We start from the raw sequence: 16,534 nt of genomic DNA on the forward strand, positions 1-16,534 counted from the left end.
GCGGCTTTCACCTTGCGGCAATGCGCATTATGCGGCTTCATCCTTCGGAAAATCCGAAGGATGAAGCCGTGCGGTTCGATCTCGTGGACCTGAAGCTGTTTCTCGCCATCCTGGAGACCGGCAGCCTCACCGCCGGGGCGGCACGGGCCAATATGGCGCTGCCGTCCGCCAGCGCGCGGGTGCGGGGCATGGAAGAGGTGGCCGGCGCCGCTTTGCTGGTGCGGCGCCGCACCGGGGCGGTGCCGACGCCGGCGGGCGAGGCTCTGGCCCATCATGCCCGCATCATCCTGGAGCAGGCGGACCGCATGCGCGGCGAACTCTCCCGTTATGGCCGGGGCCTGAAGGGGCATGTGCGGCTGTGGAGCAACACCGCCGCGCTCTCGGCCCGGCTGCCACAAGACCTGGCGCGGTTTCTGGCGCGCCATCCCGAGGTGGATGTGGATTTGGAGGAGCGGCCGAGCCGGGAGATCGCCCCCGCCCTGCGCGCCGGGCTGATCCATATCGGCCTGCTCTCGGACGTGGGCGATATCAGCGGCCTGGAGACCCGGCCCTATGGCGAGGACGTGCTGGTGGCGGTGCTGCCGCAGGGCCACGCTCTGGCCAGCGCCGCCCGTCCGTGCTTCGCCGATGTGGCGGCGCTGCCCTATGTGGGACTGACGGCGGGAAACGCCATCCAGCATTTGATCGAGGCCCATGCGCTGGACCTGGGCCTGCCCCTGAACTACCGCGTGCGGGTCAATCGCATCGAGGCGGTGGGTGAGATGATCCAGGCGGGGGTCGGCGTCGCGGTGCTGCCGACGGCGGATGCGCGGCGGGTGGCGGCGCGCATGCGGGTGGAGACGGTCGAACTGCCGGACCCATGGGCGCGGCGCAAGCTGCTGGTGGCGGTGCGTGCCCGCGACCGGCTGCCGGAGTTCGCGCGCCAGGCCCTGGATGCGCTGGACGGCAGCGCGTCCTGCTGAAACGGTCGCCGATCCGTCGCGGGGAGTGACCGGGGGTGGTGATCGGGGGATTGACGTGGAGCGGGGCGGGTCACACGCCCCGCTGTCCGATGCCTCCCGCCGCGACGCCGCAGACTATGGCGCGGCATGCGCCGCGCCCGTGCCGATCGATCAAGCCGCGGCCGCGTCAGAACCCGGCCGGCTCAGAACTCGGCGTCGAGTTCTTCCAGTTCTTCCGGCTCGCTTTGGGCGTCGGCGATCCATTCCTGGATGAAGGGCAGCGCCATGACCCGGTCGCGATAGGCCCGGCACATGGGGTCGAGGGCAACGTCATAGGTGGTGAAGCGCGAGCACACCGGGGCGTACATGGCGTCCGCCAGGGTCGGGGTGGGGCCCATGAGGAAGGGGCCGCCATGGGCCGTGAAGCAACCGCGCCAGATGGCGACGATGCGCTCGATGTCGGCCTGGGCACCGGCCCACACCTTGAAGCCGGGATAGCGCGCCTTGATGTTCATGGGCAGCGCCGAGCGCATGTTGGCAAAGCCCGAATGCATCTCGCCGGAGATGGACAGGCAGTGCGCCCGCGCCGCGCGATCTGCGGGCAGCAGGCCCGCTTCCGGGAACACCTCGTTGAGATAGGAGGCGATGGCCAGCGTATCCCAGACGGTCACGCCCTCATGCACCAGCCGGGGCACCAGGAAGGAAGGGGAGAGCAGCAGCAGTTCGGCCCGGGCGCTGGGGTCATCCACCGGCACCCGCTCTTCCTCGAAATTCAGCCCCGCCATCTTGCAGAGCAGCCAGCCGCGCAGCGACCAGGAGGAATAATTCTTGCTCGATATGGTCAGCGTGGCCTTCGACATGTGCGCTCCCGACATGTGCGCTCCCCGATGGCAATGCGCTTCCCCGATGGCTTTGCGCCGGAGAAAAACGAGGCATGCTGCAACGCACCATGCCTCTCGCCAAAATCCCATATTAGAGGTACAACCGAAACCGCCTGGGGAAAAGCTCTAAAACCGGGCCGCGTGCGATGCATTAAGAACTTTTGTGCAGGTGCGTGAACGTGCCGCTTCGGCAAATGGAGGCGAGGTCGCATGAAAAAGCGATGGTGCCGCGGTGAAATAGCCGACTACACTCCTGGTCGAAAGGCATGACCATGTACCGTGCGTACCAGGCCCAGTCGGACATGATGGCGCCGTTGAAGCTGAGCGCCCATATGGCGCGGCGCTTCCTCACCGGCCCCTTCGCCGCACCGTTCCAGAATGCCGCGACCCGGCGCCTTGCGGCCGCCTACGAAATGGTGGAGCGCGTGGGGCTGACCCACGGTCGCCCGGATTTCGATCTCAAGACCACGGAAGTGGGCAATCGCGAGGTGCAGATCACCGAGGAGGCGGCCTATGTGCTGCCGTTCGGCACCTTGCTGCACTTCAAGAAGGATGTGGACGTGCCTCAGCCCCGCGTGCTGGTGGTGGCGCCTCTGTCCGGCCATTTCGCCACTTTGCTGGTGGGCACCGTGCGCACGCTGCTGCCGGACCATGACGTGTTCATCACCGACTGGCACAATGCCCGCGACGTGAGCCTGGAGCATGGCGCGTTCGATTTCGACGGCTATGTCGAACACGTCATCAAGTTCCTGGAATTCATGGGGCCGGGCGGGCATCTGGTGGCCGTGTGCCAGCCCTGCGTCCAGGCGCTGGTGGCCGCGGCGGTGATGGCCCAGGACGGCAATCCCGCCCAGCCGCGCTCCATGACCTTGATGGCCGGCCCCATCGATTGCCGAGTGAACCCCACCAAGGTCAATGAGCTGGCCACCTCCAAGCCCATGTCCTGGTTCGAGCAGAATCTGATCTCCACCGTGCCCATGGGCTTCAAGGGCTCCGGGCGGAAGGTCTATCCTGGCTTCATCCAGCTTTCCGCCTTCGTCAGCATGAATGTGAACCGCCATCTCAAGGCGCACATGGACCTTTACGAGGCCCTGGCCGACGGCGATGACGAGAAGGCCACCACCACCAAGAATTTCTATGATGAATATTTCGCCGTGCTGGATCTGGCGGCAGAGTTTTATCTGGAGACGGTGCAGTACGTCTTCCAGGAATATCGCCTGCCCAAGGGCGAGCTGACGTTCCGCGGCAACAAGCTGGATTTCAACGCCATCCGCCGCACCGCGCTGCTCACCGTGGAGGGCGAGCGCGACGACATCTGCGCGCTCGGCCAGACGGTGGCGGCGCACGATATCTGCAGCGGCTTGCGGCCGCACCGCAAGCGCCATCACATGCAGGCGGGCGTGGGCCATTACGGCGTGTTCAGCGGCCGCAAATGGGCCGGCCAAGTCTATCCCATCGTCCGCAACCACATCCTCGCCAGCGACTGATCGCCCACCACTGCCCTGACGCGGCAACGGCATGTGCCGGCCGCGAAGGCCGCTTCATGCGCGGCCCCGAATGCCTGTGGCGTCATGGTCCCGCAGGCCACCCTGCCGTGCGCCGCGCCATGGGGATGACCCGCGCGTGTGGCGCTATATGACCGTTTGATGTCGCAGATTCCTTGCCCGGCCTCGATTTTGGCCCGGCATGCGTGTTGACGTGGGGGGCGCGCCTGCCCATGGTGCGGCGCCCCGCGAACGCGGCGATCCATTACAGGAGTGTTCCAAATCATGAGCCAATGGCCGGTTCACGCGACCATCGATGGCCCCATTGTGATGATCGGCTTCGGCTCGATCGGTCGCGGCACGCTGCCGCTCATCGAACGCCATTTCGACTTCGATCTGGAGCGCATGGTCGTCATCGACCCGGTGCCCGATGACCGCAAGCTGCTGGATGCGCGCGGCATCCGCTTCGTCCAGTCCGAGGTCACCGCTGAGAATTATCGCGATCTGCTCACCCCGCTGCTCACCAACGGGCCGGGCCGCGGCTTCTGCGTCAATCTCTCCGTGGACGTGTCCTCAGTGGCGGTCATGGAGCTGTGCCGCGAACTGGGCGTGCTCTATATCGACACCGTGATCGAGCCCTGGAAGGGGTTCTATTTCGACCCCACCCTGGGCGCCGAATCCCGCACCAATTATGCCCTGCGCGAGAGCCTGCTGGCGGCGCGCAAGCGCAATCCCGGCGGCCCCACGGCGGTGTCCACCTGCGGCGCCAACCCCGGCATGGTGTCCTGGTTCGTGAAGCAGGCGCTGCTGAACATCGCCGCCGATACCGGCCTTGATCGCCCCGAGCCCAAGAGCCGCGAAGAGTGGGCGCAGTTCGCCCGTGCGCTGGGCGTGAAGGGCATCCATATCGCCGAGCGCGATACCCAGCGCGCCCGCAATCCCAAGCCGCGCGACGTGTTCGTCAACACCTGGTCGGTGGAAGGCTTCGTCTCCGAGGGCTTGCAGCCGGCGGAACTGGGCTGGGGCACCCATGAGAAGCAGCTGCCCCCCGATGCCCGCACCCACACCACCGGCTGCGGCGCCGGCATCTTCCTGATGCGTCCGGGCGCCGACACCCGCGTGCGTTCCTGGACCCCGACCCCCGGCCCGCAGTTCGGCTTCCTCGTCACCCATAACGAGGCGATCTCCATCTCCGACTATCTCACCGTGCGCGATGGCGATCAGGTGGTCTACCGGCCGACCTGCCATTATGCCTATCACCCGGCGGGCGATGCGGTGCTCTCGCTGCACGAGATGTTCGGTGCCGGCGGCAAGATGCAGAGCGACTGGAAGATCCTCGACGAGCACGAGATCGTCGACGGCATCGACGAACTGGGCGTGCTGATCTACGGCCACGCCAAGAACGCCTATTGGTTCGGCTCGCAGCTCTCCATCGAGGATACCCGCCAGTTGGCGCCGTATCAGAACGCCACCGGCCTGCAGGTCACCTCGGCGGTGCTGTCGGGCATGGTGTGGGCGCTGGAAAACCCCACCGCCGGCATCGTGGAAGCCGACGAGATGGACTTCCGCCGCTGCCTGGAAATCCAGACCCCGTATCTCGGTCCGGTGATCGGCACCTATACGGACTGGACCCCGCTGTCGAACCGCAGCGAGTTCTTCCCCGAAGACGTGGATGCGGAAGACCCCTGGCAGTTCAAGAACGTCATCGTGCGCTGAGGCGCGCAACGGGCTCATCCGCTCGCTGAAGCCGCCCCGCTCCGGATCGCCGGAGCGGGGCGTTTTTGTCTGTGCGGGGCGGGAGCCATGGCTCGTGCAATCCGTTCGGCAGAGGCGGTCTCGCCTTGCCGCGCTTTGCCGTCGGTTTGGGTCAGAGATGTTGACCAGTAAGCGCGCGCTCAGCCGGAGGTAAGAAAGAGATATATTCCAAGGTGTATTAAAAGTCGTTCATTTTATTTGATGCGTGTTGACTGTTTGCTTCCTGGGGATAACGTATGCCCCTATGCACGGTATTCGCCGTCGCATGATTTCAAAAGGCGCGAGTTCTATTCATGCGCAAAATGCTTCTGGCAGTGGTTGCTACTGCCGCACTTGCCACATCAGCGATTGGTCCTGCAAGTGCTTTCCCGCTGCCATCCAGCCCTGCGGGCATCGCCGCATCAGGCATCACCGCCCCGGTCATTCCGGTGGCGGAAGGCTGCGGCTGGGGCCGCTGGCGTGGCCCCTGGGGCGGCTGTCGCGACACCCCCTATCGTGGGCCTCTGCCCGGTGGCGGCTACGCGCCCGGACCCGCCGTGGTGGTGGTGCCCGGCCCGGTGGGCTACGGGTGTCCGCCCGGCTATTGGCATGGCCCGTGGGGACATTGCCGCGATACGCCCTATCACGGACCGCTGCCCGGCGGCGGCTATCAGTGACCGGCTGATGCGCCTGCCCGCATGACCGCCGCGCACCGCGGATGGCGTGTCGCGGAGCCTGACGTTTCGGCTCCGGCTTTCTCCTCTGCGGTGTCGCCCATCCTCGGCGGCACCCTCGGGCCGTGTGCTGCGGCCTTCCCCGTTGCGGCCGGGTCGCTCCGGACGGTCGCCTCAGCGGAGCGCGGCCCGGCAAACCCTCACAAGGACTTTCGCGAATGACGCGCACCGTTTCCCACCTGCTCGCCGCCGGCGTGCTGGCCTCGGCCCTGGCGGCCGGCTCCGGCGCCATGGCCCAGCAGCCCCCCGCGCCGCCGGCCCCGCCCGCGGCTGCCGCTCAGCCGGCCCCGGCCCCTGTGGCCGCCGGCGTCTATACGGACGCCGATGCGCGGGCGATCCTCAACGCCCGCCTTGCCGCCCTCAAGGCGGTGATCGAACTGACGCCGGACCAGGAGAAATTGTGGCCGCCGGTGGAGGCCGCGGTCCGCGACATCGCCAAGAATGCCATCGCCCGCCGCCAGGCGCTGGAAGCCAAGGCGCCGCCGTCGACCTTCCTCGATGTGCTGGAGGAGATCGCGACGGCGGAAGAGACCCGCGGCAAGGAATTGCGCCGCTTCGTGGACGCCGCGCGGCCATTCGTGGCGTCGCTGACCCCGGCGCAGAAGCGCCGCGTGCCGGCCTTCCTGGGTCTCAACGACACGTCCGGTCCGCACCAGCCGAGCGGCACCTTGTGGCTGTTCGAGGAAGAAGCCGGCTGAGCCCGCGCGCGGGCCGCCTGCGCCACGACGGTCCTTCCGCAACATGCGATGGGTCTCCCGCCGGCGGTTCCTGCCGGCGGGAGACCGGCCGTTTTCCAAGCCGGTTTCAGTCGAGTTGAGCCTGGGTTCGCGGGTCGAGAGGTAAAATCAGGCCGAGGTCAGCGATATCTGGCGCTTCATTTGAAGATTAGAGTGATTTAAATCTGATATTTCATCCGCGAAATCGATGGCAGCGGCTCGGCTCTCTCGCAAGTGAGGCCTTGTCCATGCCGCTGCGTCGGATATTAAGGGCGGCAGCAGACGTTCTGCTCTTTTGTCCCTTGGTAGACGCACGTGCGATTTCATGATTTTCCCCGATGCGCGCTTCGCCCGCATGGCCCGTGGTGTCCGCTCGCGTTTGACGCCGGGGCGCGGCGATGACGGCGAAGGCACGGTGGCAGGTGCGCCCCGCGCTGGTGTGGGCGCATCGCATTCTGGGCCTGGCCACGGCGCTGTTCCTGGTCATCGCCGGGCTGACCGGGAGCGTGCTCGCCTTTCATGAGGAACTGGATCAGCTCCTGAACCCCAGCGCCTACAGAGCGAAGGCGCACGGAGCCCCCCTGTCGCCGGAGGCGCTGGCGGCGCGGGTGGACGCGGGCGATCCCCACCGCGCGGTCTGGTACATGCGGCTGGAGAAGGAGCCGGGGCGCTCCATCCTTGCGCTGGCCGCCGGCAAGATCGATCCGGCCACCGGCAAGCCGTACACGCTGGCGGCGGACTGGCTCGACGTGGATCCGGTGAGCGGTGAGATATTGGCGGCGCGCAAATGGGGGGAATGCTGCTTCTCCCGGCTCAAGCTCATCCCCTTTCTCTATGAGTTCCACCACACTCTCAGCCTGCCGGGCACCTATGGCGTTCTGCTCATGGGCGTGGTGGCGCTGGGCTGGCTGGTGGACGGCTTCGTCGGATTCGCGCTGACCTTGCCCAGGGGGCGCCCGTTCCTGGCCAAATGGCGTCCGGCGTTCGGCATCAAGGGCGGCAGCCCCTTTCGCCTCAGCCTCGATTGGCATCGCGCGGTGGGGCTGTGGCTGTTCGGGGTGCTGATCGTGGTGGCGATCTCCTCGGTGACCATGAACCTGCGCCAGGAGGTGGTCGAGCCGGTGGTGAAGCTGGTCTCGTCGCTGACGCCCGGCCCCTTCTCCGGCGCGCCGCTGGCGACGCCGCGCCCGCGCACCCTGTCTTATGATGTGATCATGGACCGCGCGGTGGCCGAGGCGCAGGCCCGCAACTGGCGGATGGACGCCAGCGAGATCTTCTATGGCGCATCCATGGGGGTGTTCGGCGTCGCCTTCGGCTCCCGCGACGATGCTCTGGGCGCGCGCTGGCTCTATTTCGACGGCGAGACCGGCGCGCCCGTGGGCGAGGTCATTCCCGGCACGGGCACGGCGGGCGACATCTTCCTGCAACTGCAATTCCCCATCCACAGCGGCAAGATCGCGGGCCTGCCGGGGCGGATCGCCATCGCCGTGATCGGCCTCGTGGTGGCGGGCCTGTCCATCACCGGGGTGATGGTGTGGTGGATGAAGCGCGCCGGCCGCGTCAGCCGCGCCCGCAAGATGGCCCGCATGGCGAGGGCGACCGCCCCCGCCGAATAGGCGCGGGGCGCATCGGGCACGGGCGGCTCAGACCGCCACGCCGAACAGGGCGCCGATGCCGGCGGTGGCGGCCATGGCCAGCGCCCCCCAGAAGGTGACACGGACGGTGGCCTTGACCACCGGCGCACCGCCGGCCTTGGCGGAAATCGCCCCCAGCACCGCCAGGAACACCAGCGAGGCCCCCGCCACCAGCGCCACCCGCAGGGCGTCCGGCGCCAGGATGGCCATGGCCAGGGGCAGGATCGCCCCCAGGGCGAACGAGGCGGCGGAGGCCACCGCCGCCTGCACCGGGCGGGCGGCGGAGGTCTCGGAGAAGCCCAGTTCGTCGCGGGCATGGGAGCCCAGCGCATCCTTGGCCATCAATTGCCGGGCCACTTCCAGGGCCAGGTCCGGCTCCAGTCCGCGCGCCACATAGATGGCCGCCAGCTCCGAGGTCTCGCCGTCGGGATTTTCGCTCAGTTCGCCGATCTCGCGCTTCAGCTCGGCGCGCTCGGTGTCGGACTGGGCGGACACGGAGACATATTCGCCCGCGGCCATGGACATGGCGCCGGCCACCAGCCCGGCCACGCCCGCCAGCAGCACCTCGCTCTGCCCCGCCGACGCCGAGGCGACGCCCACGATCAGGCTGGCGGTGGAGACGATGCCGTCATTGGCCCCCAGCACCGCGGCGCGCAGCCAGCCGATGCGGTCCACCAGATGGCTGTCCTTGTGGTTGGGAATGGGCGCGGCGCCCGCCGGCAGGGGACGGACGCCGGTCGGCGGGGAAGAGGCGTTGGACGGGGACATGGGCGGCGGCTCCTGGGGCAGCGGAACAGGTCGGGGGTGCCGTCCGGTCCCGCTGGGATCAGGGCCGGCCGGTCAGTCGTCCATCTTCAGCGCGGCGATGAAGGCTTCCTGCGGAATCTCCACCTTGCCGAACTGGCGCATCTTCTTCTTGCCTTCCTTCTGCTTGTCCAGAAGCTTGCGCTTGCGGGAAATGTCGCCGCCGTAGCACTTGGCGGTGACATCCTTGCGAAGGGCCTTGATGGTCTCGCGGGCGATGATCTTGGCGCCGATGGCCGCCTGGATCGGAATGTTGAACAGATGCTGCGGGATCAGGTCCTTCAGCTTCTCGCACATGGCCCGGCCACGATGCTCGGCGCGGGTACGGTGCACCAGCATGGAGAGCGCGTCCACCGGCTCCGCATTCACCAGCAGCGACATCTTCACGAGGTCGCCCTCGCGATAGTCGGTGATGTTGTAGTCGAACGAGGCGTAGCCCTTGGAGATGGACTTCAGTCGGTCGTAGAAATCGAACACCACTTCGTTCAGCGGCAGGTCATAGGTGACCATGGCGCGCGAGCCCACATAGGTCAGCTCGATCTGGTTGCCGCGGCGGTCCTGGCAGAGCTTGAGCACGCTGCCCAGATACTCGTCCGGCGTCATGATGGTGGCGCGGATCCAGGGCTCGCGGATCTCCTTGATCTTCACCACGTCCGGCATGTCGGCCGGATTGTGCATGTCGATGGTCGAGCCATCGTTCATCTCCAACTGGTAGATGACCGACGGGGCGGTGGCGATCAGGTCGAGGTTGAACTCGCGCTCCAGGCGCTCCTGGATGATCTCCAGGTGCAAGAGGCCCAGGAACCCGCAGCGGAAGCCGAAGCCCAGCGCCGCCGAGGTTTCCATCTCGAACGAGAAGCTGGCGTCGTTGAGGCGCAGCCGGCCCATGGCGGCGCGCAGATCCTCGAAGTCCGCCGCATCCACCGGGAACAGGCCGCAGAACACCACCGGCTGGGCCGGCTTGAAGCCCGGCAGGGCTTCGGCGGTGGGCTTCTTCTCATCGGTGATGGTGTCGCCGACCCGGGTTTCCGCCACTTCCTTGATGGAGCCGGTCAAGAAGCCGATCTCGCCGGGGCCGAGTTCGTTCAGCACCACCATCTTGGGGGTGAAGACGCCGACACGGTCCACGTCATAGGCGGCGCCGGTGCGCATCATCTTGATGCGCTGGCCCTTCTTCACCGTGCCGTCCACCACCCGGATCAGCACCACCACGCCGAGATAGGTGTCGTACCAAGAGTCCACCAGCAGCGCCTTCAGGGGCGCCTCGCGGTCGCCCACCGGCGGCGGCAGGCGGGTGACGATGGCTTCCAGCACCTGGTCGATGTTCAGCCCGGTCTTGGCCGAAATGCCGATGGCGTTGGAGGCGTCGATGCCGATCACGTCCTCGATCTGCGCCTTCACCTTGTCCGGCTCGGCGGCGGGCAAATCGATCTTGTTGAGGACGGAGACGATCTCGTGATTGTTGTCGATGGCCTGGTAGACGTTGGCCAGCGTCTGCGCCTCCACGCCCTGGGAGGCGTCCACCACCAGCAGCGAGCCTTCCACGGCGGCGAGCGAGCGGCTCACCTCATAGGCGAAGTCCACATGGCCGGGGGTGTCGATGAGGTTCAGCGTATAGGTCTCGCCGTCCTGCGCCTTGTAGCTGAGGCGGACGGTCTGGGCCTTGATGGTGATGCCGCGCTCGCGCTCGATGTCCATATTGTCGAGCACCTGCTCGGACATCTCCCGTTCGCTCAGTCCGCCGGTGAGCTGGATCAGGCGATCGGCGAGGGTGGACTTGCCATGGTCGATATGGGCGACGATGGAGAAATTGCGGATGTGCTTCTGCGGCGTTGCGGTCATGGCTCGCGCCATAGCATCCGCTTGGGTGGGGGACAAGGCTGGGGAGGGGCGCCGTCCGGCTTCCGCGGCGTTCCGTTTCGTCTCACCGCGCCGGAATGAAGCCGTCCACCAGCCGTTCCAGCGCGTCCAGCCCGTCGGTCAGAGCGGCGGGGCCGGGCTGGAGAATGAGCGGCGACTTGATCTCATGCAGCGCGCCGGCCGCCACCGCCGGCAAAGCGGAAAAGCCCGGCCGGGCGGAAAAGGCCTTGGGGTTGAAGCGCTTGCCGCACCACGAGCCGATCACCATGTCGGGCGCGGCGGCGATCACCTGCTCGGGGGTGACGATGCGCGCGGCAGCCCCCTTGCCGCGGGCGCGGTCCGCGAACACGTCGATGCCGCCGGCCACCGCGATGAGTTCCGAGACCCAGCCGATGCCGCAGATCATCGGCGCGTCCCATTCCTCGAAATAGATTTTCGGCCGCACCGGCCGCAGGGCGGCGCGGGCAGTGGCCGCCTCCACGCGGGCCGTGAGGGTGGCGGCCAGGGCCGCGCCCTTCTCCGGGGCGCCCACCAGGGCGGCGAGGGTCGAGATCATGGCCAGGATGCCGGCGATGTCGCGCTGGTTGAACACATGCACCGCGCAGCCCGCCGTCACCAGATCGGCGACGATGGCCGCCTGGAGATCGGAAAAGGCCAGCACCAGATCCGGCTCCAGCGCCAGGATCTTCGGGACATCGGCGGTGATGAAGGCGGAGACCCGCGGCTTTTCCTTCCGCACTCGGGGAGGGCGCACCGCATAGCCGGACACGCCGACGATGCGATCCTCCTCCCCCAGGAGATAGAGCGTCTCCACCGTTTCCTCGGTGAGGCAGACGATGCGGCGGGGCGGGAAGAGGCTCATCTCCCGCCCCCGGTCACAGGCCGAACGGGCGCTTGCGGGGGGCTTCCACAGGCTCTTGCTCCGGCTCGGGGCCGGGATCGTCCGGCAGCGGCGGCAGGGCCACCACTGGCGACGGCGCGCGGTGGCCGGCGCCGTTGAGCGGCGCCGTCGGGGTCGCGGCGGCTTCGGCCGGTGCCTCCACCGGGGCGGCCAGGGCTGCTGCCGCGCTCTCGGCTGCGAGGCGCTCCAGTTCGGCGGCGCGGGCGATCTCCCGGCGCGCCTCTTCCTTTTCGCGGATAGCGGCGATGGCCGTGCGCACGCGCTCGGCCTCGTGCTCCAGCACCGGCGTGGCGGAGACGCCCGGCGGCACCGCCCACACGAAGGCATCCAGCTTGCCGGTGAGGGGCGAGAGCGGGCCCCAGGCATCGAACACCCGGCCGTCGCAGATCCAGGCCGGATCGCGCGGCGCGCGCAAAGCGCGAGCGGCCCATTCGCGGGCCTTGCCCACATCCTCGTGCTCGGCGGCTTCCAGTTCCGCCATCAGCAGGCAGATGCGCTGGGTCGGCTCCAGCGACAGCTTCTGCAGCACCGCGCGGGCTTCAGCGAATTCCAGCGCATCGATGGTGGCATGGGCCAAAGCGATGGCGCTTTCCGGATGGTCGGGGGCCTTGGCGGCGAGGTTGCGGATGCGCTTCAGGCGATCCAGCGCCGCATCGCCGGGCCGCAAATGGGCGCACACCTCGGCCAGTTCCGGGTGCGGGGTGGAGGCATAAGCGGTCTCGACGATCTTGGCGGCCTTGCGCAGATCGCCATTGGCGCCCAGCAGGCGCCCGGCCACCACAGCGGCGGGCACCAAAGTGGGGGCGAGGCGCACCGCCTCCACCGCGCATTCGCGGGCCACCGGCGGGTCGGTCTGTTCCAGGGCCAGGGCTTCGGCGGCCATCAGCACCGCGCGGCGGCGGCGATATTGCAGCTTGTCGATGCCGCGATGGGCCATCTGCTTTTCCAGCACCGCGCGGGCGCCGGCATAGTCGCCGTCCGAGCAGCGGGCCTCGATCACCGCGTCCGCGGCCCAGGTGAGGGCCGGGGCTTGCGTCGCGGCCTCTTCCGCCAGCAGGCGGGCGGCCTCGGCATCGCCGGAGCGGCGGGCCTCGATATGCAGGCCGCGCAAGCCCAGCAGGCGAGTGTCCGGATCCTCCAGCATGGTGCGGAAGGTGCGCAGGGCATCGTCCTGATCGCCGGAGAATTGCGCCGATTGCGCCGCCAGCAGGCGGGTCAAGGGATCATTGGGCAGGAAGCGCTGGGCGTCGCTGCGGGCGCGGCGGGCGGCGTCCGCGTCGCCGGCGCCGATGGCCATGAGGCCGCGCGACACCGCCGCCAGGCCCTTCTCGCGCCGGCGACGGCGGGAGAAGCCGGCCAGCAATCTGGGCGAGGCCACCAGCAGGGACAGCAGCCGCCAAGCCACCAGCAGCACGACGCTGAAGGCCGCCAGGGCGGCCAGGGCCACCGGCACGGTGGTCTGGATCTGCCAGCCCTGCCAGACGATGGCGATTTCGCCCGGCCGGTCGGCCAGCCAAGCGGCGCCGAAGGCGATGAGCGTGAGACAGACGAGGAGGAGGACGAGGCGGATCACGGCACCTTCCCGGAAATGGCGGCGAGCGCCTGCTGAAACAGGCTCGTGGCGGCGGCGGCCGCATCGCGGCGGCCCTCGATTTCGGCGATGACGGGCTTCAGTTTCTCGATCACCGGCGCGGGCAAGGTCTTCAGTTCCGCCAGAGCGGCGTCGAACTCGCCGGCCCGCACCTGGTTCACCGCCTTCTGGAGGTGTTCAGTGGCTTCGGGCGCGGCGGCGCTGCCATCCGGCGGCGTCACTCGCACCAGGCCTTCGGCGCTGGACATCAGGCGGTTGACCAGGCTGTCGGTGCGCGGCGCACCGGGCTGGGCGGCGAGGGCGGCGCTACCCAGTTCGGAGAGTCGGGTGGCCAGCTTGGTGGGGGTGGCATAGCCGGTGCCGGCGGCGGCCGTGAAGGGGTCGAAACTCGCCGCGCTGGGGCCGAGAATGGCCCGCGCCGCGTCCAGCTCGGTGGCAAAGGGGCGGCCGGAGAGCACAGCGTCGCGCAGCAAGGCCAGAACCGCCACCGCCGCGGCGGCGCGATCCATGGCCTGGGCCGAGACGGAGACCTCTTCGATCCGCTTCTGCATGGCGTCGATCTTGCGGCCGAAATCGGCCACCTGCGCCTTGGCGCTGTCGGTGCTGCCCTGCACCGCCGTCTGGAGGGCGGCCTGCTGGGTGCGCAAGGCGGACAAATCGGCCTCGGTGCGGCTGTCGCCGGCGCGCAATTGGGTGATGGCGGCGGTGATGGGCTGGAGATCCGGCGGCGCGATCTGCTTCAGCGCGGTTTCCAGCTGGGTGATGCGCTGCACCTTGGTGGTGCGGTCCGCCGCCAGCCGCGTTTCCAGCGCGTCGAGCCGGGCATTGGCGCTGTCCTGGCCGGGGGCGGGGACATAGTGGGTCAGCGCCCAGGCTGCGGCCACCGCCACCACGGCGCCGGCAACGGCACCGGAAACAATCGCGCCCCAGGGCGACGGGCGCGAGGCCCGGATCGGAGCGGCGGCGGCAAGGTCCGGCTCCAGCGCCGGCTCATAGGCATCGGGCTCGACCGCATCATCCCGCGCGGCCGCCGCTGCCGGCGAGGCCGCTTCGGCCTGCTGAGGCTCGGTCCCTGCGGACGGGGGCTCGGTTGCGGCAATCGGGGCGGCGTCGGGCGTGGCGCCACCGGGCGCGCTGGCGTCGGGCGCAGCCGCGTCGGCCTTGGGCGATGCCGGCGTCCCCGGTGGGACTCGGGCCGGATCCTGCGGGGTCGGATCGTCGCTCGCCATGGGCCTCCTCGAGAATGCTGGTCCCGGTGTCCGCGCGATGCGGGTCCGGAGGATCTTGTGGTCCGGCAGCTCTGCCCTGGGGCCGAACTGCCGCCCTGTTCTGTGTCCGTCGCGATCCGGGCTAACGTGAGGCGCTGCCGGATCGTCTCTCCGTCTGCCCCGCCCCAGACCGCGCAGGATGCGCCGGTCCGGTGAGGGGTGTCCCGGTCGGCGGCTCCAAGGCGGAGGGGCCTCACGGGAATTAAGCCGCGGCCTGCCGCACGGCAAGCCGCATGCTGAAGCCTTACAGCAAAGTCAGCAGCGCGTCCTCATTGGGCGCTGTGGCGATCTCCACCGCGGCGCCCAACGCGCGCAGGGGCGCTGCCACCGCCTGCGACAGACATAACTGCCGCAGCCCCAGGAAGGGTCCGTCGATACCGGCGGCAGCGACGCCGTGAAGCAGGGCCGCCACGGTGCGCGGGGAAAAATGCACGGCCGCATCGAGGGTTCCCGCGCGCAGCGCCTGAGCCACCTCGGGGGCGAGCGCGTCCGCGGCCAGGCTTTGGTAGAGGACGGCCACCTCCACCGCGATGCCGCGCGGCGCCAGCATGCCGCCGAGATCGCCCGCCCGCTCGGCCCCGGCGGCGTGCAGCACGCGGCTGCCGGGAGCCAAAGCGGCGAGCCGCGCCCCCAAGGCGATCACGTCGCCGGCGCAGTCGGTCACGTCCGAAAAGCCGAGGCGCCGGGCCTCGGCTGCGGTGCGGGTGCCCACGGCGAAGGCGGGCAGGGCACCGAGCAGGGGCCGCTCCGGGTGCTCGGCCAGTGCCCGCACGCCGTTGAGGCTGGTGAAGGCGAGCGCATCGAACCGCCCGGCCGGCAAGGGCGCGCCGGTGGCGACGATGCGCAGCATGGGGTCGCACAGGACGGTGTGGCCCAGCGCGGCGAGGCGCCGGGCGGTCTCGCCGGCGCCGGGTTCGGGGCGGGTCACCAGAACCCGCACCGCTCAGAGCCCCAGGGCGCGGGCCGGCGCGGTGGTACGCAACCGGGCCCCGGCCTCGGCGCCCAGGCGGGCGGCGTCGGCGATGGGCGCGCTCAGGTCCACATCCGCCGCGTCGCGGCCATCGGGGGAGAGAATCAGGCCGCGCAGGCGCACCTGGTCGCCCGCCACCCGCGCCAGACCGGCGATGGGGGTGCGGCAGGAGCCGTCCAGCGCGCCCAGGAAGGCCCGTTCCGCCGCCAAAGCGATACCGGTGGCGGTGCAGGCGATGGCGGCGATGGCATTATTGGTGACGTCGTCGCCGATCCGGCTTTCGATCGCCACCGCCCCCTGGCCCACGGCGGGCAGGAAATGGTCGGTATCGAGAATGGCGCTGGCCTCGTGCGCCAGGCCCAGCCGGGTGAGGCCGGCCAGCGCCAGCAAGGTGCCGTGGAACGCGCCGCTGCGGACCTTGGCGAGGCGGGTCTGCACATTGCCGCGCAGCAGCGACACCTCCAGATCCGGCCGCAGCCGGCGCAGTTGCGCCTCCCGGCGCAAGGAGGCGGTGCCGATGCGGGCGCCGGCGGGAAGATCGTCCAGGCCGGTGCCCTCGCGCAGGATCAGCGCGTCGCGCACGTCGGCGCGGGGCAGGAAGCCGGAGAGGAACAGGCCGTCCGGCAGAGCGGTGGCCATGTCTTTGGCCGAATGCACCGCCAGATCAATGCGCCCGCAAAGCAGGGCTTCCTCGATTTCCTTGGTGAACAGGCCCTTGCCGCCGGCTTCCGACAGCGCCCGGTCCTGAATGGCATCGCCGGAGGTGCGGATCACCTCGATGGTGATGCTGTCCACGCTGCGCCCCAAGGCGCTCGCCAGCGCGTCGCGCACGGCATGGGCCTGCCACAGGGCCAGCGGGCTGCCGCGGGTACCGATGGCGAGGCGGGGCGCGGGGGCGGCGGAGGCATCGGGGGACGGGGACGACATCGGCTCTTCGGATCTCACAGCTTGCGGCATCGCGTCTTGTGTCAGGGGCGCGTACAATGATAGCCGGAATCGCAACGGGATAGAGCGGC

At 69.1% G+C, this 16,534-nt stretch carries 14 protein-coding genes; 6 read left to right on the forward strand and 8 right to left on the reverse strand.

Going from position 1 to position 16,534, the window contains the following annotated elements; translation table 11 throughout:
* Nucleotides 1-68 precede the first annotated feature (68 nt).
* Nucleotides 69-962, forward strand: coding sequence for a LysR family transcriptional regulator (locus tag AAG816_RS04025; protein WP_341988227.1), 894 nt, complete (start codon nt 69-71; stop codon nt 960-962).
* A gap of 182 nt (nt 963-1,144) precedes the next feature.
* Here the strand turns inward: AAG816_RS04025 and AAG816_RS04030 are convergent, their stop codons facing one another.
* The gene (locus tag AAG816_RS04030) at nt 1,145-1,801 is read right to left on the reverse strand and encodes a glutathione S-transferase family protein (RefSeq protein ID WP_341988229.1); all 657 of its coding nucleotides are present in this window, start codon (nt 1,799-1,801) and stop codon (nt 1,145-1,147) included.
* 287 nt (nt 1,802-2,088) lie between these two features.
* On the opposite strand from AAG816_RS04030, the gene phaZ reads away from it, so the two are divergent.
* The 5 genes from phaZ to AAG816_RS04055 all read left to right on the forward strand — a co-directional run bounded on the left by phaZ (nt 2,089) and on the right by AAG816_RS04055 (nt 8,106).
* Complete coding sequence (gene phaZ / locus AAG816_RS04035; protein WP_341988230.1) at nt 2,089-3,309, forward strand: polyhydroxyalkanoate depolymerase; 1,221 nt, start codon at nt 2,089-2,091, stop codon at nt 3,307-3,309.
* A gap of 282 nt (nt 3,310-3,591) precedes the next feature.
* Complete coding sequence (locus AAG816_RS04040) at nt 3,592-5,022, forward strand: homospermidine synthase (RefSeq protein ID WP_341988231.1); 1,431 nt, start codon at nt 3,592-3,594, stop codon at nt 5,020-5,022.
* A 332-nt stretch (nt 5,023-5,354) separates the two neighbouring features.
* Entirely contained in the window at nt 5,355-5,717 is a 363-nt protein-coding gene (locus AAG816_RS04045; protein ID WP_341988232.1) for a hypothetical protein, read from the forward strand.
* Between the two features lie 215 nt (nt 5,718-5,932).
* Nucleotides 5,933-6,472 carry a Spy/CpxP family protein refolding chaperone gene (locus tag AAG816_RS04050; RefSeq protein ID WP_341988233.1) on the forward strand — a complete coding sequence of 180 codons (540 nt, stop codon included), beginning with the start codon at nt 5,933-5,935 and terminating at the stop codon, nt 6,470-6,472.
* A gap of 416 nt (nt 6,473-6,888) precedes the next feature.
* Entirely contained in the window at nt 6,889-8,106 is a 1,218-nt protein-coding gene (locus AAG816_RS04055) for a PepSY-associated TM helix domain-containing protein (RefSeq protein WP_341988234.1), read from the forward strand.
* Between the two features lie 27 nt (nt 8,107-8,133).
* Here the strand turns inward: AAG816_RS04055 and AAG816_RS04060 are convergent, their stop codons facing one another.
* The 7 genes from AAG816_RS04060 to hemC form a co-directional block, all read right to left on the reverse strand.
* Entirely contained in the window at nt 8,134-8,892 is a 759-nt protein-coding gene (locus AAG816_RS04060; RefSeq protein ID WP_341988235.1) for a VIT family protein, read from the reverse strand.
* Between the two features lie 72 nt (nt 8,893-8,964).
* Complete coding sequence (gene lepA / locus AAG816_RS04065; protein ID WP_341988236.1) at nt 8,965-10,770, reverse strand: translation elongation factor 4; 1,806 nt, start codon at nt 10,768-10,770, stop codon at nt 8,965-8,967.
* A gap of 82 nt (nt 10,771-10,852) precedes the next feature.
* A complete protein-coding gene (locus AAG816_RS04070; protein ID WP_341988237.1) occupies nt 10,853-11,650 on the reverse strand; it encodes a cobalamin-binding protein in 798 nt (265 codons plus the stop codon).
* Nucleotides 11,651-11,663: 13 nt separating this feature from the next.
* Nucleotides 11,664-13,262 (reverse strand): heme biosynthesis HemY N-terminal domain-containing protein, encoded by a 1,599-nt coding sequence (locus AAG816_RS04075; protein ID WP_341988238.1) that lies wholly within the window; start codon nt 13,260-13,262, stop codon nt 11,664-11,666.
* Nucleotides 13,259-14,509, reverse strand: a complete 1,251-nt coding sequence (locus AAG816_RS04080) for a hypothetical protein (protein ID WP_341988239.1) — start codon at nt 14,507-14,509, stop codon at nt 13,259-13,261. Before AAG816_RS04080 ends, AAG816_RS04075 begins: the two co-directional genes overlap by 4 nt.
* Nucleotides 14,510-14,792: 283 nt before the next feature.
* On the reverse strand, nt 14,793-15,476 hold the full coding sequence (locus tag AAG816_RS04085; protein WP_341988240.1) for a uroporphyrinogen-III synthase: 684 nt from the start codon (nt 15,474-15,476) through the stop codon (nt 14,793-14,795).
* 15 nt (nt 15,477-15,491) lie between these two features.
* The gene (hemC, locus tag AAG816_RS04090) at nt 15,492-16,445 is read right to left on the reverse strand and encodes a hydroxymethylbilane synthase (RefSeq protein WP_341988242.1); all 954 of its coding nucleotides are present in this window, start codon (nt 16,443-16,445) and stop codon (nt 15,492-15,494) included.
* Nucleotides 16,446-16,534: the final 89 nt, after the last annotated feature.

This window comes from Azorhizobium sp. AG788, from assembly GCF_943371865.1.
In the GTDB taxonomy this organism is placed as follows: Bacteria; Pseudomonadota; Alphaproteobacteria; order Rhizobiales; family Xanthobacteraceae; genus Azorhizobium.

Excerpts from the sequence above, each read along its gene's own strand:
- AAG816_RS04050 (WP_341988233.1), top strand. The coding sequence starts at position 5,933 with ATGACGCGCACCGTTTCCCACCTGCTCGCCGCCGGCGTGCTGGCCTCG.
- AAG816_RS04040 (WP_341988231.1), top strand. The coding sequence starts at position 3,592 with ATGAGCCAATGGCCGGTTCACGCGACCATCGATGGCCCCATTGTGATG.
- AAG816_RS04055 (WP_341988234.1), top strand. The coding sequence starts at position 6,889 with ATGACGGCGAAGGCACGGTGGCAGGTGCGCCCCGCGCTGGTGTGGGCG.
- lepA (WP_341988236.1), bottom strand. The coding sequence starts at position 10,770 with ATGACCGCAACGCCGCAGAAGCACATCCGCAATTTCTCCATCGTCGCC.
- AAG816_RS04080 (WP_341988239.1), bottom strand. The coding sequence starts at position 14,509 with ATGGCGAGCGACGATCCGACCCCGCAGGATCCGGCCCGAGTCCCACCG.
- phaZ (WP_341988230.1), top strand. The coding sequence starts at position 2,089 with ATGACCATGTACCGTGCGTACCAGGCCCAGTCGGACATGATGGCGCCG.
- AAG816_RS04030 (WP_341988229.1), bottom strand. The coding sequence starts at position 1,801 with ATGTCGAAGGCCACGCTGACCATATCGAGCAAGAATTATTCCTCCTGG.
- AAG816_RS04045 (WP_341988232.1), top strand. The coding sequence starts at position 5,355 with ATGCGCAAAATGCTTCTGGCAGTGGTTGCTACTGCCGCACTTGCCACA.
- AAG816_RS04070 (WP_341988237.1), bottom strand. The coding sequence starts at position 11,650 with ATGAGCCTCTTCCCGCCCCGCCGCATCGTCTGCCTCACCGAGGAAACG.
- hemC (WP_341988242.1), bottom strand. The coding sequence starts at position 16,445 with ATGTCGTCCCCGTCCCCCGATGCCTCCGCCGCCCCCGCGCCCCGCCTC.
- AAG816_RS04060 (WP_341988235.1), bottom strand. The coding sequence starts at position 8,892 with ATGTCCCCGTCCAACGCCTCTTCCCCGCCGACCGGCGTCCGTCCCCTG.